This is a genomic window from Glycomyces sp. L485, assembly GCF_022548875.1.
Lineage (GTDB): Bacteria > Actinomycetota > Actinomycetes > Mycobacteriales > Micromonosporaceae > Glycomyces.
In genome coordinates, this window is record NZ_JAKZEW010000018.1 from 23,531 (window position 1) to 41,366 (window position 17,836).

Below are 17,836 nucleotides of genomic sequence, written 5' to 3' on the forward strand. Positions count from 1 at the left end.
GCCTGCCGGCGTGTCGACAGCTCGGGGCTTGAGGCCGGGCTCCAGGCGCCGAGCTCGCCTGCATGGCGGTGGGCAGTGCGAGCGGCGGCCGGTCTCGCCTCCGTTTGAAGTTCTGCACATGCTTTTGCAAGAATTTGCCGATGTAGCAAGAACTTGACATCACAACGTCACAAGTTTCAAGATTTTCGATGCATGAATTTGTCTCGTGCGTCCGGATCCGCATGATTCCCACGCGCAGTGCGCGTGACGGTGGCGAGGCGACTGCGCTCTGGATAGGCTGGACCGATGGCACCGCCCGTGAGCAATCCGATGCTGCCGTCCGTCGACTGGCGCACCGCCGCCTCGTGCTCACGCGCCTTCAGCCGTGGCGGCCCCCGCATGAGCCCCGAAGGGGCGCTCGACGTCGTCGCAGACCTGCACCGACACGCGCGCAACGCCATCGACCTCGTCACCGACTACACCGGACTGACGCCCGGCTTCGAGGCGCCGGTAGACGTCGTCGACCGGGTCCGCTGGAGCCACGCCAACATCGCCGGGCTCCGGCGGCTGCTCGTCGAGCTCGGCGCCGCCGACGCCGAGGCCGACCCCGAACGGCAGCTCGGCACCGCCGCGAAGGTCACCGGCGTCCAGGCCGGGGCCGTGCTGGCGTTCCTGTCCTCACGAGTGCTCGGCCAGTTCGAGACGTTCTCCACCGAATCCGGACGGCTGCTGTTCGTGGCCCCGAACATCGTCGAGGTCGAACGGCGTCTTCGGCTCCCCTCCCGCGAGTTCCGGCTGTGGATCGCCGTCCACGAGGCCGCGCACCTCGCCCAGTTCACCGCCGTGCCGTGGATGCGGGCCCACTTCCACGGGCTCATCCACACCTTCTTCGACGCCGCCGAACCTGAGGAGTCCTCGACCTCGCAGCTCGGCCGGGCCGTGCGTCGCGCCCTCAGTGCCGCCCGCGAGGAGGCCTCCGGCGAACCGCCGGTCGGCGACCTGCCGAACTCCGACGTCGTCGCGGCGATGACCAGCCCCGAGCAGCGCGACGTCATCACGCGGATCCAGGCGCTCATGACCCTCCTCGAAGGCCACGCCGAATCGGTCATGGACGGCGTCGGGCAGCAGCACATCGACCACGTCGCGCTCCTGCGGCGGCGGTTCGACCGCCGCCGGGCCCACCCCGGCGCGCTCCAGCGGTTCCTACGACAGCTGCTCGGCATGGACGCGAAGATGCGGCAGTACGCCGCCGGGCGCCGCTTCGTCGACCAGATCGTCGCCGAACGGGGCGTCGCCGGGTTCAACCGGGTGTGGGAACGTCCCGAGCACCTGCCGACCGAGGCCGAGATCGACCGGCCCGAGGCGTGGATCGCGCGCGTCCTAGAAGCGAAGAACTGACATGGCCAGGCTGCCGGAAGCGGTCGCGCGAATGCGCACGGCCGTACGCGACGCCCTCACCGACCTGCCGCGCGGCTCACTCGTGCTCTCCGCCTGCTCGGGCGGGCCGGACTCGCTGGCGCTCGCCGACACGCTCGCCTTCGTCGCCCCGAGAGCCGGGCTCCGGGCCGGACTCGTGACCGTCGACCACGGTCTCCAGGAGGGATCGGCCGAGCGGGCCGCCGACGTCGCAGAGTGGGGACGCGCGGTCGGGCTCGACCCCTCGGAGACCGCGACGGCTCGGGTCCTGGGCTCGGGCGGGCCGGAGGCCGCGGCCAGGCAGGCGCGCTACGCCGCACTGGACTGGGCCGCCGAACGCCACGGCGCGCGGACGATCCTGCTGGGGCACACCAGGGACGACCAGGCCGAGACGGTCCTGCTCGCGCTCACCCGCGGCGCCGGGCCCAGAGGCATCGCGGGCATGCGGGCGGTGCGCGGACGCTACCGCAGACCGCTGCTCGACATCGCCCGCGCCGACACCCACGCCGTGTGCGAGGAGCGCGGGCTCAAGCCGTGGACCGACCCGCACAACGCCGACCCGCGGTTCAAGCGCTCGGCGCTGCGGCAGTCGATGGAGATCCTCACCGGCACTCTCGGGGACGACATCGTCGCGAACCTCGCCCGCACCGCGGCGCTCGTTGCCGCGGACAACGACCTGCTCGACGCCGAGGCGGCCGCCGTCCACGGCGAATGCCTCGACGGCGAGGGCGTGCTCCGCACCGACCGGCTCGCCGAGCTCCCCGCACCACTGCGGCAGCGGGTCCTCAGGACGTGGATTTTTCAGCTGGGAGTGAACGGCGCGGACCTGAACCACCATCATCTCGGCGCGCTCGACGCGCTCGTGACGGCCTGGCACGGCCAGGGGCCGGCGTTCCTGCCGGGGGGCGTAGAGGTGTCCAGACGTGACGGGAAGCTCAGGGCTTCCGGTAGACCTCGGGCTTGAGCACCCCGATGAACGGCAGCTCCCGGTAGCGCTCGGCGTAGTCCAGGCCGTAGCCGACGACGAACTCGTTCGGGATGTCGAAGCCCAGGTAGGAGACCTCGATGTCCGCGCGCTGCATGCCCGGCTTGCGGAGCATCGCGACGACGCGCACCGACGCCGGATTCAGGCCCTCGAGGTACTTGAGCAGCCACGACAGGGTCAGCCCGGAGTCGATGATGTCCTCGACGACCACGATGTGCTTCCCGGTCACGTCCGAGTCGATGTCCTTGAGGATCCGCACCGTGCCAGACGAGCTCGTCGAGTTCCCGTACGAGGACAGGGCCATGAACTCCATCTTCACCGGGACGCTCAAGGCCCTGGCGAAGTCGGCCATGAACATGACCGCGCCCTTGAACACGCCCACGAGCAGCAGCTCGTCCGTGTCGGCGAAGTCGCGGGACACCTGGTCGGCTAGTTCAGCGACCTTGGCACGGAGCTCGTCCTCGGTGATGATGGTGCGCTCGATCTCCTCGGCGTACCACGAATCCGGGTCGAACACCGCGGCCTCGGCGGCTTGGGACGGCACTGATGCTGGGCTGGCTAGCTCCGACGTCATGTAACAAGGGTGCCACCCGCCTCCCGGCGGCGCTGGCTTGGGTGGGCGAAGTCAATCCGCCCGTGGTAGTAATTACGGATCACAATGCGCGGCGGTCCAGCGGCTCTGAACGGACGTGCCAGGCCCCTGCCGTGTACTTTCGAATTACCGACCCCTAGTGGTCGATTATGCGAAATCGCGATGAACGCAGGAGGAAGCGAGTGGTCGACGCCGGGAAACCCACACCTGAGCGGAAGCGGTTTTTCCGGAGACCGTTGGTCTGGATCCTGCTCATCGCAGTGATCGCGGTACTCATCGGCACGTTCTTCTCCGGCGGCTCCGACTACGAGGAGGCGACGACCTCCGAGGTCCTCAGCGAGATCAACTCCGGAAACGTCTCTGAGGCCACCATCCTCGACAAGGAGCAGCTGGTCCAGCTGGATCTGGGCAGCGGCGACCAGATCGAGGCCTACGTGCCCTCGGGCATGACCGAGACGGTCGCCCAGACCCTCGAAGAGGGCAACGTCGACTTCAACACCGAAGTCAACGAGACGTCGGTGTTCGTCTCGTTCCTGCTGAGCCTCCTGCCGATCGTCCTCATCGTCCTGCTTCTGCTGTTCTTCATGTCACAGATGCAGGGCGGCGGCTCGCGCGTCCTCAGCTTCGGCAAGTCCAAGGCCAAGATGGTCTCCAAGGACACCCCGAAGACCACCTTCGACGACGTCGCCGGCTCCGACGAGGCCGTCGAGGAACTCAAGGAGATCAAGGACTTCCTGGAGGACCCCAAGAAGTACCAGGAGCTCGGCGCGAAGATCCCCAAGGGCGTCCTGCTGTTCGGCCCTCCCGGCACCGGCAAGACCCTGCTGGCCCGCGCCGTCGCCGGCGAGGCCGGCGTGCCGTTCTACTCCATCTCGGGTTCGGACTTCGTGGAGATGTTCGTCGGCGTCGGCGCCTCCCGCGTGCGTGACCTGTTCACGCAGGCGAAGGAGAACTCCCCCGCGATCGTCTTCGTCGACGAGATCGACGCCGTCGGCCGCCACCGCGGCGCCGGCATGGGCGGCGGCCACGACGAGCGCGAGCAGACCCTCAACCAGCTGCTCGTCGAGATGGACGGCTTCGACACCCGCGGCGGCGTCATCCTCATCGCCGCCACCAACCGCCCCGACATCCTCGACCCCGCGCTGCTGCGTCCGGGCCGCTTCGACCGCCAGATCCCCGTGGACGCCCCCGACAAGGAGGGCCGCGCGGCGATCCTGTCCGTCCACGCCAAGGGCAAGCCGTTCGTCCCCGATGTCAAGTTCGACACCATCGCTCGCCGCACCCCCGGATTCTCCGGTGCCGACCTCGAGAACGTCATCAACGAAGCGGCGCTGCTGACGGCGAGGCGCAACGAGAAGGCCATCTCGAACGACTCGCTCGAAGAGGCCATCGACCGCGTCATCGCCGGCCCCGAGCGCAAGGGCCGCGTCATGGGCGAAGAAGAGAAGAAGATGACCGCCTACCACGAGTCCGGTCACGCCCTGGTCGCCCACGCGCTGCCGCACGCGGCGCCCGTCCACAAGCTCACGATCCTGCCGCGCGGTCGCAGCCTCGGGCACACGCTGGTGCTGCCCACCGAGGACAAGTACTCGCAGTCGCGTTCGGAGATGATCGACACCCTCGCCTACGCCCTCGGCGGGCGGGCCGCCGAGGAGCTGGTCTACCACGACCCGACCACCGGCGCGCAGAACGACATCGAGAAGGCCACCAAGGTCGCCCGCGCGATGGTCACCGAGTACGGCATGTCCGCCAAGCTCGGCGCCGTCAAGTACGGCTCGGCCGACTCCGAGCCGTTCCTCGGCAAGGAGTACGGCCACGCCCGTGACTACTCCGACGATATCGCCGCGACGATCGACGCCGAGGTCAGGGCCCTCATCGAGATCGCCCACGACGAGGCTTACGCGATCCTCACCGAGTACCGCGACGTGCTCGACCAGATGGTCGTCGAGCTGCTCGAAAAGGAGACGCTCAACCAGGAGGACCTGGCCGTGATCGCCGAGCGCGTCGAGAAGCGCCCGCCGATGTCGCCGTACAACGGCACCTCCAGCCGCAAGCCTTCGGGAAAGCCGCCCGTGTCGACGCCGAACGGGTCGAAACCCATCAGCGTGACCGAGCCCACCGAAGAAGCCGAGCCGCAGTCGTAAGCTTGTTCGATGGCTGAACTCGACCACCTGGCCGCCCGCCTCCTCGACGGCCGCATCAACGGCAGTCCCGTCGAGGCCGCGGTCGACCTGCCCCGCATCGAAGCCGCCGTCCGCGAAATCCTCACCGCCGTAGGCGAGGACCCCGACCGGGAGGGCCTCAAGGAGACCCCGCGGCGCGTCGCCCGCGCCTACGCCGAACTGTTCGCCGGGCTCCGCGTCGACCCCGACCAAGTCCTGAAGACCGCGTTCGACGAGGACCACAACGAGCTCATCCTCGTGCGCGATATCGAGGTGCAGTCGTTCTGCGAGCACCACCTGCTGCCGTTCACCGGGGTCGCGCACGTCGGCTACATCCCCGGCGCCGCCGGGCGGGTCGCCGGGCTCTCGAAGCTGGCCCGGCTCGTCGAGGTGTACTCGCGGCGGCCGCAGGTACAGGAGCGGCTGACGAGCCAGATCTCCGACCAGTTGTACAAGTCGCTCGAAGCGAGCGGCGTCATCGTCGTCGTCGAATGCGAGCACACGTGCATGTCGATGCGCGGCATCCGCAAGCAGGGCTCGACGACGGTGACCTCGGCGGTGCGGGGCCTCATGCAGTCGGATGCGAGGACTCGCGCCGAGGCGATGTCGCTGCTGCGCGGCACCGGCTGAACCAGGGCAGTCGAAAGGCCGGATGCGCATCGTGCATCCGGCCTCATCGCTCTTCGGTTGAACTGACGCGAGTCCCAGGGGTCTGCGGTTCGCCGACCACAGGAGGCTCTTGCTACAGGGCTTCGCCGGTGGCCGACTGGAAGTTGCCGTCGGTGCCGGAGGGGGCGTTCGGGTCGCCCGGGTTCGGGTTGTAGGCCTCGGGGGTCGTCTCGACCTGGTCGAGGTAGCCGTCGCCGGTGGTGTCGGTCATCACGGTGTTGGCGTAGCCGTCGCCGTCGGAGTCGATGCTGACCTCGTCGACGTAGCCGTCGCCGTCGGTGTCGGAGATGATGGTGTCGGCGTAGCCGTCGCCGGTGGTGTCGGAGGCGACCTGGTCGATCCAGCCGTCGCCATCAGTGTCGGAGCTGACCTGGTCCACGAGGCCGTCGCCGGAGGTGTCGGAGGCGATCGTGTCGATGTAGGTGTCGCCGTTGGTGTCCATGGCCTCGGACTCGAAGGTGCCGTTGCCGTCCATGTCCAGATGGAGCTCGTCCGAGACGCCGTCTCCGTCGGTGTCGATCGCGACGGCGTCCGCCACGCCGTCGTGGTTGGAGTCCACATAGGTGTTGCCGTCGGCCTCGAAGGTCGCGTCCTCGACGCCGTCGCCGTCGAGGTCGAACGTCTCGACCGTCTCGTAGGTGTCCTCTTCGGCGCCGTACTCGTCGGTCTCGACGTCGGCGTCGACCGCGGTGTCGTCGTACTCGCTCATCGTTCTGTCCTCTTTCGATCAGTGCTTCGTGAGAAGTGCTCCGTGCTTATGGATACGACTCTATGGCAGCCACCAGGGTCCTGAATCCCCAGAGTGTGCCAACCGCCTATCCTTATTCCAGCGCTCGCGAGCGCTGTTCTATGCGCGATTGTCTGATTTGCCAGGAGTATTGGTGGGCCTTGCCGACAACGCCTTCGACATCCCCGACCCGCCGCCGGTGCTGGTCCCCGTTCCGGCGATACGGGTCTTCGACATGCACTCCGCCAGGGTGGTGAGCGGGGCGCCCGGGAGCGGATGGCAGTTCGACCTGCGGGCCGACGACCCGGTGACACGCGAGGGCCAACTGCTGGTGCCGCTGATAACCGAGGCCGACTACTACCGGGCCGTGGACGGCGACGGGGACGCCTACGCGAGCCTCGTTCCGGCCGAGGACGTGTGGGTGCAGCAGGCCGAGCCGAACCCGGACACCTCAACTCCCCCGCCGGGCTACCTCATCGACCGGCTGACCGACCCGGACGCGCCGCCGGTGCGCAAGCCGTACCCGGCCTCGGACGTCCCGGGGCTGACGGGGCTGCGGGTCTGGTACTGGCACGGCGGAGAGTTCCGCGACGACTTCCGCTGCGTCTCAGAACCGTTCGAGGTCGACGGGGACTTCTGCGTGCGCGTGGTGGATGAGGCCGGGTGGTACCGGTGGCAGCGAACCGGGCAGCCGCCGAAAGCGACCGACGCGTTCATCCACCACCTGTGGACGCAGTGAATTCCTCTCTTGATTCTTGACTCGGAGACCGTTGCCGCCCCCCCCGCTGCCGCAGGTCCGGTAAGCCCACATTCCCGGATTCGCCGCCCATGGCCTCCAGACGCTCTAGGGCGGAGGCCGGGGCGGCGGCGTGTTCGTCCATGTCCGCCCACGGGTCGGTCTTCTGCGCGAGGCGCCTGCTGATCGACGCCGCGGTGAAGCCGTTCGGCGTGAAGCGGCTCAGTTCCCCCCAGTCCAGCGGAGTCGCGACCGAGGCGCCGGGCCTGGCACGCAGCGAGTACGGCGCTACGAACGTCTGCCCGAAGCCGTTGCGGTTGACGTCGAGGAAGATCCGGTCACCGCGTCGATTCTTGCGCTGCGCGGTCGTGAGCAGGTCGGGGTCGTCCGCGGCGAGGTGTTCGGCGATGCCGCCGGCCAGCTCGCGCACGACCGCGAAATCGGCCGAGCGGTCGAGCGGCGCGACCACGTGAAAGCCACGTCCGCCTGTGGCCTGCACGAACGGCGTCAGTCCGAGCTCGGTGCACAGGTCTCTCGCCCGCCTGGCGACCGAGCGGAGCGTGGCCGCCGAGACGCCTGAGGGCGGGTCCAGGTCCATCACCAAGCGGTCTGGGTAACCGAGTGCGTCCACCGTCGAGGTCCAGATGTGGAACTCGATGGTGGCCTGGTTCGCCAGGTACAGCAGCGTCGCGGCGTCGTCGCACACGACGTACCGGACGGCGCCTTCGGCGCGCCGATGCGGCACCTCGACGATCTCGATCCAGTCGGGGAAGTACTCGGACGCGTCCTTCTGGAAGAACCCGTCGGTCCCGATCCCGTCCGGGTAGCGGCGCATGGTCAGCGGGCGTCCGGCCAGATGCGGGACCATCGCCTCGGCGACCGCCCAATAATGGAGGAGCATGTCGCCCTTGCTGAAATGGTCTTCAGGAAACAGCTCTTTATCGAGGTTGGACACCTTGATGTCGCGTTCGGCCACGTGGATCGTCGGTGGCGCCATGTCAGATCGTCTCCCTCACCACGTCCTCGGCCGGCTTGTCCGGGCGCTCCCCTCGGTATCGCGGATGGCGCAGCATGCCGTCGGCGGTCCATTCGCCGAAACCGACCTGCACCACCACCTCCGGGTGGATCCAGTGTGCGCCCCTCTCGCGGACCGGGTCGGCGAACGGGCTCTCGTCCCGGGCCAGTCGGTCCATCCGCTCGCGCAGTTCGCGCAGGGTTCGCTCGTCGTACCCGGTGCCGACCTTGCCCGCGTACCGCAGCTCGCCACGGCCTTCGTGATAGCCGACGAGCAGCGCCCCGAAGCCGGTGCGCGAGCCCTGGGGCTCGGTGAAGCCGCCGACCACGAACTCCTGGTCTCGCACGCACTTGAACTTGAGCCAGGCCTTCGACCGGCCGCTGCGGTACGGCGAGTTCGCGCGCTTGGCGATCAGCCCCTCCCAGCCTCTGCTGCAGGCGTCCTCGAAGTACGCCTCGCCTTCGGTGTTGCGGTAGGCGGTGTACCGCAGCGGGTCGCGGAAGTCGAACGCGTCCCTCAGGAACCGCTTGCGGTCCCGCAGCGGCAGCCGGGTCAGGTCTCTCCCGTCGTAGGACAACAGGTCGAACAGGTAGTAGTAGACGTCGACACCGGTCGCGGCGATGCGTGCGGCGCCGGTGAGGTGGATGCGCGCCTGGAGGCGTGCGAAACTCATCAGCTTGCCGTCGAACGCGACGATCTCGCCGTCGGCGACGAACCGGGGGCCGCCGAGTTCGCCCAGTGCGTCGACGAGCTCCGGGAATCGCTCGTCGAGACGCCGCTCGTTGCGCGACCACAGCTGCGGCGTGCCCCGATCCCGGACTGCCAGGGCGCGCATGCCGTCGAGTTTCCGCTCGAACAGCCAGTCCGCGTTCGAGAACCGGCGCTCGGTGAGCGTCGCGAGCATAGGCTGCTGAAATCCGGTCATTGGTCCGCGAAGTCCTGGTTGGTGCGCCCGGACAGCACCGACTCGAGCTGCGTCTTGGCTGGCTTGCGACGCCGGTCGGCGCCCTCGTCGTCGAGCTTGACCAGCAGCCACTCCTCGTCCTCGCCCATCCTCGACAGCGCGAAGCCGCCGGTGAGCTTCTCGCCGTCCAGCCACACCACGACGTGGCCGTGATCGACTGCGTCGGCCATCGGGACCGCTTTCCCACGCTTCTCGGTGAGGTTGCGGTAGGTGCCGGCGTCCCAGACGACGACGGTGCCGCCGCCGTACTCGCCCTCCGGTATCCGGCCCTCGAACTCGGCGTAGTCCAGCGGATGGTCCTCGGTATGGATTGCGAGCCGCTTGTCCGAGGGGTCGAGCGAGGGCCCCTTCGGCACGGCCCAGGATACGAGCACGTCCTCGACCTGCAGCCGGAAGTCGAAGTGCAGTCTTGACGCCTTGTGGCGCTGGATCACGAATCGGTCGCCCTTGCCCACCTTGCGTCCGCCCGAAGGTTCGCCGGACTTCGACAGGTCCCGTTTCGCCCGGTATCTGTCCAGCTTGTCGCCCCGCGTCATGCGCGGGAGATACCCGGTAGTCGGCCGCAACAAACGAGGAAAGATCACGTATAGAACACGCTCGGCTACTGTCGGTGTCATGCTGTGGGCATGCCGGCGATCTGGAAGGGTTCGATCGCGTTCGGGCTGGTGAGCATCCCGGTCAGCCTGCGCTCCGCGACGAGCAGCCACGACATCTCGATGCACCAGTACCACGCGGCCGACGGGGGCAGGATCCGCTACCAGAAGATCTGCGAACTCGACGATGAGGCCGTCGAGCCCGAGGGGATCGTCAAGGGCGTGGAGGCCGAGGACGGGGAGGTGGTCCTTCTCGACGAGGACGACCTCGAGGACCTGCCGGTGAGCTCGTCGAAGACGATCGAGGTAGTCCAGTTCGTGAGCGGCGAGCAGATCGATCCGATCCATTATGAGAAGTCATATTATGTCGAGCCCGGCAAGGCCGCGGCCAAGCCGTACTCGCTGCTGCACGAGGCGCTGCTCGACTCGGGCAAGATCGCCATCGTGAAAGTCACTTTGCGGCGGCGGGAGAGCCTCGCCGCCCTCCGGCCCCGCGACGAGGTACTGGTGCTGCACACGATGCTCTGGCCCGACGAGATCCGCCGGCCCGAGGTCGGCGACCTCGGCGGCGAAGCGCGGCAGCAGGAGTTGGACATGGCGGGCACGCTCATCGACACCATGACCGGCGACTTCCGACCCGAGGAGTACAGCGACACCTACCAGGAGGCCCTGCAGGACCTCATCGTCGCCAAGAAGGACGGCCGCACAGAAGTAGCCAAGTCGTCGAAGGAGAAGCCGAAGGCGAATGTCATCAATCTGATGGACGCGCTGAAGCAGAGCGTCGAGGCGAAGGAGGGCAAGCGGAGGCCGGCGAAGAAGGCGGCCACTCGCAAGAAGACGGCGAAGAAAGCGACGGCGCGCAAGAAGGCGGCGAAGAAGGCGACGGCGCGCAAACGGAAGAGCGCGTGATGAGCCATGATCGAACAATTCCCTATGGGAAAGGGACGTTGCAGGCCCGGTATCCGCTGCCGGACTGGGTGGTCGACTCCAAGTTCAAGCAGGGGCTGACGCTGGCTGTCGCCAATGCGATCAGAGAGGAAGTGGAACGCCGGCCCGGCTTCGAGGGCCCAACCGCCCAACGGGACTATGCCGAGCACGTCACCCAGGCCGTTCGCGACGCGCTCAAGCCCTGGCTGGACTGGCTGAACGACAGCGTCACCGACGGCTTCAGCTACCCCGGCGACGGTCTCGTGTCCTACATCTTCCAGTTGGCCCTGACGCGCCCCGGCGAGGCCCCGGACCCCGAGCACTACCGCCAGCTGCTCCGGTCCTACGGCCGGTACCTGGCTCAGCAGGCCGGACACTTCGATGAGTCGACGACTTCGGCTGGATGATCAGCGCGGTGTCCCCCGATCCCTGTCGCACCGAGGTGTCCGCGTATCGCTTCTTGAGATTCGCGAGCTTGGATCCCTTGAGAGTGAACCTCGTCCGCTGCCGGCCGGGAACCCGGCCCGGCTCTAACGCTTGCCAAAGCCTGGTCATCATCGCCTCGACGGCGATGCGAGGGCGCACGTTCGCTTCGATGGCTTTGCGGCACTCCAGGATCGCGTCAATGCGGCGCAGCAGCGACTCGGCGCTGAGCTTCGTCGCGGCGGCTCTGGTGGTGTCCGCCATGTCCGGGTGGATCGCGGGTACTCGGGCGCCGAATCCGGCGGCGAGAGCATCACGGTAGAACGCGGCGAGATCGACCAGGGCCCGGTCCAGCGAGTCGCGCTTCGCGCGGGTGTCGCGGGTCTTCTGGCGCTTCTCCAGCTCCTTCATGGCGGCGGCCGAGCCGCGGGAGGCCTTCGAGGCGCCCTTGCCGGTGCCGCCCTTGCCGAGCGCGGTCTCCAGAGCCTCCTTCTCGGCGGTGGACCGCTCGGTGTAGGTGCCGGCGGCTTCGGTCTCGGCGGCCTCGATGAGTTCGACGGCGGCGGTGAAGCAGGCGCCGAGTCCTGTGAGGCGCCGGGGGATCTGGAGGACGTCGTGGCGTTTGGCGCGGGCCTCGGGGTCGGTGGCGAGGCGCCTGGCGCGACCGACGTGGCCTTGGGCCGCGGCGGCGTACATCTCTGCCTCGTGCCGGTCCAGGCCGTCGCGGGCGACGAGGAGGTCGGCGATGGCCCCGGCGGGTGGTTGGCGCAGGACGAGCACGCGGCAGCGCGAGCGGATCGTCACCGAGATCTCGGCGGGGTTGGTCGAGGGCGCGCACAGCAGGAACGCCGTCCGGGAGGGCGGCTCTTCAACGGCCTTGAGCAGGGCGTTCGCGGCCGCCTCGGTGAGCCGGTCGGCGTCTTCGATGATGAGGATCTGCCAGCGCCCCGAGGTGGGCGCGCGTCCTGCTTCAAGAATGAGGCTGCGGACCTGGTCGACGCCGAGCGAGAGCCCTTCGGGGATGACACGTGTGACGTCGGGGTGCGAGCCGCCGAGGGTGGTGCGGCAGGCGTGGCATTCGCCGCAGCCGCCGCTCTCGCATTGGAGGGCGGCCGCGAAGGAGACGGCGGCGGTGGAGCGGCCGGAGCCGGGCGGGCCGGTGAACAGCCACGCGTGGGTCATGCCGTCGCCGCGCGTGGCGTCGGCTAGGATCCGCCGGGCCTCGGTCTGGCCGACGAGCTCGTCGAAGACGCCTCCGATCATGGCCGTCCGGCCTCCTCGGCGACGCTGTTCCACGCGTTGTCGGGCTTGTCGTGGTCGAGGCCGGGCCAGCTGGTCTCGGTGCGGGAGGTCTCGGAGCGGATGTCGAGGCGGGCTGCGACGGCTTCGCGCACGGTGGCGGCGATCTCGTCGGGCGCGCCTCCCGAGGTGACGACGAGGTAGCGGTCGGGGTGGGCCGCGGCTTGGTCGAGGAAGGTCTGGCGGACCCGCTCATGGAAGTCGAGGTTCTCTTGTTCGAGGCGGTCGCCGGTGCCGCCGGCCTTGGCGCGCAGTAGGCCCTGCTCGGGCTCGACGTCGAGGACGACGGTCAGGTCGGGTTTGAGACCGCCGGTGGCCCAGGCGGAGACCCACGCGATCTCGTCCTTGCCGAGACTGCGCCCGGAGCCCTGGTAGGCGATCGAGGAGTCGACGTAGCGGTCGGAGACGACGACGGCGCCGCGTTCGAGGGCGGGCCGGATGACCTTGTCGACGTGCTGGGCGCGGTCGGCGGCGTACAGGAGCGCTTCGGCGCGGGGTGCGGGGGCGGCGTCGCCGCCGGAGTCGAGCAGGAGAGTGCGGATGCGCATGCCGATGTCGGTGGCGCCGGGTTCGCGGGTGAGGACGGCCTCGTAGCCGCGGAGCTTGAGCCAGGCGGCCAGCTTGACGGCCTGGGTCGACTTGCCGGCGCCCTCGCCGCCTTCGAAGACGACGAAGAAGCCCCTGGAGGAGGTGGCAACCGGTGCGCTGAGGGGGCGCCCACGCAGGGAGGACCACAGGTCGGCGAGGACGGGGACGCCGGGCTTGTCGTCCATGGAGCGGAAGGCCGCGACGCCGAGCCAGGCGACGAGGGCGGCGGCGGCGAACAGGAGGACGCGACTCATGGAGACCTCGACGGTGGTGACGCCGAGGTCGAGCCGGCGGGCGGCCTGCCAGCCGGCGAGGGGCGCGGCGACGGTCATGGAGACCATGAGGATGACGCGGGCGCTGACGCCGATGAAGGCGAACATGCGGCCGCGGATGTCGTCTTCGACCTCGCGCTGGAGGAGGGTGATCCCGGCGAGGAAGGCCATGCCGGCGCCGAGGCCGATGATGACCGAGCCGACCAGGGAGACCCACAGCCAGGGGGCGACCGAGTCGACGGCGAGGCCGGCGCCGGCAAGGACGATGCTCATGCCGAACCAGCGCAGGCGGGAGAGGTCGCGGACGAGCTTGGGGCCGAGGGCGATGCCGAGGCCGAGGCCGAGGAAGAGGAAGGCGGCGAGGAGGTAGAACGCGGCGTCGCCGGCGCCTACGGTGCCTGCGTAGATGGTGCCGACGCCGATGAGGATTCCGGCGCCGCTGAAGGCGCCTAGCATGCCGAGGACGAGGCCCCGCACGCGTTCACGGCCGCGCAGGTAGGTCCAGCCTTCGACGAAGTCGGACCACATGGTGCCGGTCTTGACCTTGATGGTGCCGTCTCTCCCGGAGATCTGGGGGATGAAGAAGAAGACGGTGATGGCGAGGGTGCCGAACATGGCCGCGTCGATGTACAGGGCTAGGACCATCGGCTCGGCCCAGGTGCCGAGGTTGGACCAGACGTTCGCGCCGCGTTCGAGGATCGCGAGGACGCCGAAGGCCAGCGGCGGGGCGATGCCGTAGGTGGTGGCGAGGGTGAGCTGGTTGGCGGCCTCGTATTTGGAGGGCGGCAGGAGGTTGGGGACGGCCGCCTCCTTCGCGGGCATCCAGATCATGACGGCGATCTCGATGAGGATCTGGGCGATGGCCAGCCAGGTGACCGTCAGCGGGACCGAGCCGGTGGTGAGGTAGACGGTGGGGACGGAGGCGAGGAGGGCGAACCGGGCGGCGTCGCAGGCGGCCATGGTCTTGCGGCGGTCGAAGCGGTCGGCGAAGACCCCGGCGATTGGCCCGAACAGCAGCGAGGGGAGCAGGCGCAGGACGATGACGCCGGAGAACGCGACGCCTTTGGCGGCGAGGTCGTCGAACAGGGACTGGGCGAAGCCGGCGGTGGCGAACAGGGCGAGCCAGTCGCCGAAGGAGGCGAGACCGAGAACGGTCCACAGGCGTCTGAAGGGGCGGATCCGCAGCACCGTCTTCAGGTCGGCTGTCGTGTTCGCCATGCCACTCCTCAGGTTCCGAAAGGCCGCACCGGGTCGACTACTGAGAAGAGTAGTCGGCCCGGCGCGGTCTCACGTCTCGGCGCACGCGCATTGAGTGCTCTACGACAGACGTCGTGCGACGTACTCGCAGATGACCCGTTTCGCCTCTGCGATCGCCGAGGCGTCGCCCTCGGCGTCGCGCCTGAACGCGAGCCTGACCAGGGCCTGGCCGGTCTCGACGGCGACGGTGACGGTCTCGGACAGCCGCTGGTCGCCGCCGATCCCGAAGCGCTGCTCCAGTCCGGCGCGCATCTTCTCGGCGATGTGGTCGCCGCCTGTGGCGATGCCGCCGTCCTTGCCGCCGGGGTCGATGGCGTCGGCCAGGTGCAGGACCCGGAAGCCGGGCGCGGTGCGGTACATGTGGACGTACTCGCCGACGGCGGCCTCGACACCGGCGCGCCAGTCGGCGGGCGGCTCGGAGTCGAAGCGGGCCGTGAGGCGCTCGAAGTACAGGTCGATGTAGCGCTGGCTGAGGACCTCGGCGAGCGAGCGCTTGTCGCCGAAGAACTGGTAGACCGATCCGATGGCGACATCGGCGCGTTGGGCGATGGCCGTGGTCGACAGGCGGTCGTAGCCGACTTCCTCGATCAGGTCGGCGGCGGCGTCGAGCATCCTGCGGACGCGAGCGGCGCTGCGCTCCTGGACGGGCAAGCGGCGAAGCGAGTGCGCGGCGCCGAATTTCGGCGTCGGCGACATCGTGGGCTGCCTCGCGGCTGGCACGGTGGCCGTGCTCATAGTGTTGTCTCCCCCCTCGTGATGACAAGTATCCCCATCATGGACGACTTGCCCGGATTTGAGGCTCATTCCGCCCCGTGTCGCGAACATATTTCTGGCTTGCCGTCACCTCATGTAAACGATCCCGCTGACCTGGAGGAACTGACGGGTTGGTCACTTCCAGGCGGACGGCGCTTGCCTTCGTCGGGGATCGGACGGAAGGATTACGAAGGCCTTGCGCGTTGTGCCAGAGAACGGCACGCAGAGAGGACGAGCAATTGAAGAACAGGCGAACTCCGGCATTCCGGGCCCGATGTCGGCAACGAGGCGTCCGCCGCGTCGCGATGGTCTCGGTCCACACCTCCCCCCTCGCCCAGCCGGGGACCGGCGACGCCGGAGGGATGAACGTCTACGTCCTCAACACCGCGCGGGAACTCGCCCGCGCCGGAGTGGAGGTCGAGATCTTCACGCGCGCCACCAGCTCCGAGGAACCGCCGACCACAGAAGCGGCGCCGGGCGTGCTCGTCCACCACCTGCCCGCGGGGCCCTTCGAGGGCCTGTCGAAGAACGACCTGCCGACCCAGCTGTGCGCCTTCACCGGCGGGCTGCTGAGGGCCGAGGCGCACAACCCGGCGGGGCACTACGACCTCATCCACGCGCACTACTGGCTGTCGGGGCAGGCCGGATGGGTGGCCTCCGAACGCTGGGGCGTGCCGCTGGTGCAGACCTTCCACACGCTCGCGAAGGTCAAGAACGCGCAGCTCGCCGAGGGAGACCGCCCCGAGCCGCACACGCGCGTCATCGGCGAGGAGCAGGTCGCCGCAGAGGCCGACCTCCTCATCGCCAACACCGCCGCCGAGGCGGCGGAGCTCCAGAACCACTACCAAGCCGACGCACGGCGCGTCGACGTCGTCCACCCGGGCGTGGACCTGGACGTCTTCTCCCCCGGCGACCGGCGCTCGGCCCGGGAGTCGCTGAACCTCCCCCAAGGCGCGCTCGTCGTGGCGTTCGTGGGCCGGATCCAGCCGGCGAAGGCCCCCGACGTGCTGCTGCGCGGGATCGCGCGGCTGCGCGAGACCGACCCGGCGCTGGCCGCGCGCATCGTGCCCGTGTTCGTGGGCGGGCCGTCGAACACCGACCTGTACTGGCTGCCGAAGCTCACCTCGGAGCTCGGCCTGGGCGACCAGGTGCAATGGCGGACCCCTCGCTCGGGAGCGGCGCTCGCGCAGGTCTACCGGGCCGCCGACGTCGTGGCGGTACCCAGCTACAACGAGTCGTTCGGCCTGGTGGCCCTCGAAGCCCAGGCCAGCGGCACGCCGGTCGTGGCGGCGAAGGTCGGCGGACTCCCCACCGCCGTCGCCGAGGCCAAGTCCGGCCTGCTGGTCGACTCGCACTCGGCCGACGACTGGGCCGGGGCGCTGCGCAAGATCCTCGGCGACGCCGACCTGAGAGAACGCCTCGCCGCAGGCACGAGGAGCCACGCCGCCGCGTTCTCATGGAGGGCAACCGCAGACGGACTGCACACGGCCTATACGCGGGCGGCCCTCATGCGAGCGCACGCTCTGACCCTGAGACCCTGAACGCGTATAGGCTGGCGGCATGGATGCTTTGTCGCCGGCCGAACGGCTTCGGACGGCGTTCGAGATGCACGAGGTCGGCCATCGAGTTGGCGAACGAAGCAGTCGAGTTGATCTCGAATCGCGGTTACCACAAACGACGAGATCTCGGGGAATCATTGGCTCAGATGCTCGCTCGATTATGACCAGAGGCTTGGGGAAGAAGTGATCGCGAACCTGACCGCCGCGCTCGACGAGACCGGCCTGGAGTACCAGGCCGACGGTCCCCGCTCGGTGACGCTCGCGCTGCCGGGCCAACGCAAACTGGCGACCCCGTGCTCCCTCGTGGTCGAAGACCACGCTCTGCGCGTGGAGGCCTTCGTCTCCCGCCGCCCCGAGGAGAACCACGAAGCGGTCTGGGCCGAGCTCTTGCGCCGCAACGGCAAGCTCTACGCCGTCGCCTTCGCGATCGACGAGGACGGCGACATCCACCTCGTCGGCCGCCTCCCACTCGCCTCGGTCAACGCCGAAGAACTCGACCGCGTCCTCGGCTCCGTCCTCGAAGCCGCCGATGAAGCGTTCAACGTCATCCTCGAACTCGGCTTCGCCACCTCCATCAAAGAGGAATGGCGCTGGCGCCTCTCCCGCGGTGAATCCACCCGCAACCTCCAGGCCTTCGAACACCTCAAACCGCGGGACACATCTCACTAGCCAAGTGGCGTGTTCAGGGGATGAAAATTGAGCTGCAGGCCAGGGCCATCAAGGTTTCGTTCAACGCCGGTGAAGACCTGCGACCTCGACGAGTGGCCGAGTTCGAACGAAGCTGAATCCAGGGTACGGCGGATGCAGCTTTGCGCCTCCACCAGGAGAGTCGAGCAGGTCCACGCCGCCATCGGACTGGCGAAGGACGATCTGACATAGATCGTTTTGACGTAGAATGTTTCTACGTAGAAAATTTCTAT

General features: G+C 68.6%; 15 protein-coding genes and 1 pseudogene. 8 read left to right on the forward strand and 8 right to left on the reverse strand.

The window, feature by feature from the left end; all coding sequences use genetic code 11:
* Positions 1 to 285 precede the first annotated feature (285 nt).
* On the forward strand, positions 286 to 1,377 hold the full coding sequence (locus L0U85_RS10960) for a zinc-dependent metalloprotease (protein WP_241377797.1): 1,092 nt from the start codon (positions 286 to 288) through the stop codon (positions 1,375 to 1,377).
* Between the two features lies 1 nt (position 1,378).
* The gene (gene tilS, locus L0U85_RS10965) at positions 1,379 to 2,359 is read left to right on the forward strand and encodes a tRNA lysidine(34) synthetase TilS (RefSeq protein ID WP_241377798.1); all 981 of its coding nucleotides are present in this window, start codon (positions 1,379 to 1,381) and stop codon (positions 2,357 to 2,359) included.
* Here tilS and hpt read toward each other — a convergent pair.
* Positions 2,331 to 2,954, reverse strand: coding sequence for a hypoxanthine phosphoribosyltransferase (gene hpt / locus L0U85_RS10970; RefSeq protein WP_241377799.1), 624 nt, complete (start codon positions 2,952 to 2,954; stop codon positions 2,331 to 2,333). The genes tilS and hpt overlap by 29 nt on opposite strands.
* A 167-nt stretch (positions 2,955 to 3,121) precedes the next feature.
* On the opposite strand from hpt, the gene ftsH reads away from it, so the two are divergent.
* Together ftsH and folE are read left to right on the forward strand one after the other, a co-directional pair.
* Positions 3,122 to 5,116, forward strand: a complete 1,995-nt coding sequence (gene ftsH, locus L0U85_RS10975) for an ATP-dependent zinc metalloprotease FtsH (protein ID WP_241377800.1) — start codon at positions 3,122 to 3,124, stop codon at positions 5,114 to 5,116.
* A gap of 9 nt (positions 5,117 to 5,125) precedes the next feature.
* The gene (folE, locus tag L0U85_RS10980; RefSeq protein WP_241377801.1) at positions 5,126 to 5,764 is read left to right on the forward strand and encodes a GTP cyclohydrolase I FolE; all 639 of its coding nucleotides are present in this window, start codon (positions 5,126 to 5,128) and stop codon (positions 5,762 to 5,764) included.
* 112 nt (positions 5,765 to 5,876) lie between these two features.
* On the opposite strand, the gene L0U85_RS10985 is transcribed toward folE, so the two are convergent.
* Positions 5,877 to 6,512, reverse strand: coding sequence for a hypothetical protein (locus L0U85_RS10985; RefSeq protein WP_241377802.1), 636 nt, complete (start codon positions 6,510 to 6,512; stop codon positions 5,877 to 5,879).
* 172 nt (positions 6,513 to 6,684) lie between these two features.
* Here L0U85_RS10985 and L0U85_RS10990 point away from each other — a divergent pair, with 172 nt between their 5' ends.
* The gene (locus L0U85_RS10990) at positions 6,685 to 7,269 is read left to right on the forward strand and encodes a hypothetical protein (protein WP_241377803.1); all 585 of its coding nucleotides are present in this window, start codon (positions 6,685 to 6,687) and stop codon (positions 7,267 to 7,269) included.
* Here L0U85_RS10990 and ligD (L0U85_RS10995) read toward each other — a convergent pair.
* The 3 genes from ligD (L0U85_RS10995) to L0U85_RS11005 are packed head-to-tail and all read right to left on the reverse strand — an operon-like array spanning position 7,244 to position 9,781.
* Positions 7,244 to 8,263, reverse strand: a complete 1,020-nt coding sequence (gene ligD / locus L0U85_RS10995; protein ID WP_241377804.1) for a non-homologous end-joining DNA ligase — start codon at positions 8,261 to 8,263, stop codon at positions 7,244 to 7,246. The two genes, L0U85_RS10990 and ligD (L0U85_RS10995), sit on opposite strands and share 26 nt — an antisense overlap.
* Position 8,264: 1 nt before the next feature.
* Positions 8,265 to 9,206 carry a non-homologous end-joining DNA ligase gene (ligD, locus tag L0U85_RS11000; protein ID WP_241377805.1) on the reverse strand — a complete coding sequence of 314 codons (942 nt, stop codon included), beginning with the start codon at positions 9,204 to 9,206 and terminating at the stop codon, positions 8,265 to 8,267.
* Complete coding sequence (locus tag L0U85_RS11005; protein WP_241377806.1) at positions 9,203 to 9,781, reverse strand: DNA polymerase ligase N-terminal domain-containing protein; 579 nt, start codon at positions 9,779 to 9,781, stop codon at positions 9,203 to 9,205. The genes ligD (L0U85_RS11000) and L0U85_RS11005 overlap by 4 nt, the downstream gene beginning before the upstream one ends.
* 90 nt (positions 9,782 to 9,871) lie before the next feature.
* Here L0U85_RS11005 and L0U85_RS11010 point away from each other — a divergent pair, with 90 nt between their 5' ends.
* Positions 9,872 to 10,747 (forward strand): Ku protein, encoded by an 876-nt coding sequence (locus L0U85_RS11010; RefSeq protein ID WP_241377807.1) that lies wholly within the window; start codon positions 9,872 to 9,874, stop codon positions 10,745 to 10,747.
* Positions 10,748 to 11,302: 555 nt separating this feature from the next.
* On the opposite strand, the pseudogene L0U85_RS11015 reads toward L0U85_RS11010, so the two are convergent.
* The 3 genes and pseudogenes from L0U85_RS11015 to L0U85_RS11025 form a co-directional block, all read right to left on the reverse strand.
* Positions 11,303 to 12,451: pseudogene (locus L0U85_RS11015) on the reverse strand (DNA polymerase III subunit delta'); the annotation flags it as partial.
* Positions 12,448 to 14,565: a dTMP kinase gene (tmk, locus tag L0U85_RS11020; protein ID WP_241377809.1), complete on the reverse strand. Its 2,118-nt coding sequence runs from the start codon at positions 14,563 to 14,565 to the stop codon at positions 12,448 to 12,450. The pseudogene L0U85_RS11015 and the gene tmk, both read right to left, overlap by 4 nt.
* A gap of 99 nt (positions 14,566 to 14,664) precedes the next feature.
* Positions 14,665 to 15,339, reverse strand: a complete 675-nt coding sequence (locus tag L0U85_RS11025; protein WP_241377810.1) for a TetR/AcrR family transcriptional regulator — start codon at positions 15,337 to 15,339, stop codon at positions 14,665 to 14,667.
* Between the two features lie 323 nt (positions 15,340 to 15,662).
* Here L0U85_RS11025 and mshA point away from each other — a divergent pair, with 323 nt between their 5' ends.
* Both mshA and L0U85_RS11035 read left to right on the forward strand, forming a co-directional pair.
* The gene (gene mshA, locus L0U85_RS11030) at positions 15,663 to 16,898 is read left to right on the forward strand and encodes a D-inositol-3-phosphate glycosyltransferase (protein WP_347177420.1); all 1,236 of its coding nucleotides are present in this window, start codon (positions 15,663 to 15,665) and stop codon (positions 16,896 to 16,898) included.
* 201 nt (positions 16,899 to 17,099) lie between these two features.
* On the forward strand, positions 17,100 to 17,585 hold the full coding sequence (locus L0U85_RS11035) for a YbjN domain-containing protein (RefSeq protein ID WP_241377812.1): 486 nt from the start codon (positions 17,100 to 17,102) through the stop codon (positions 17,583 to 17,585).
* Positions 17,586 to 17,836 lie beyond the last annotated feature (251 nt).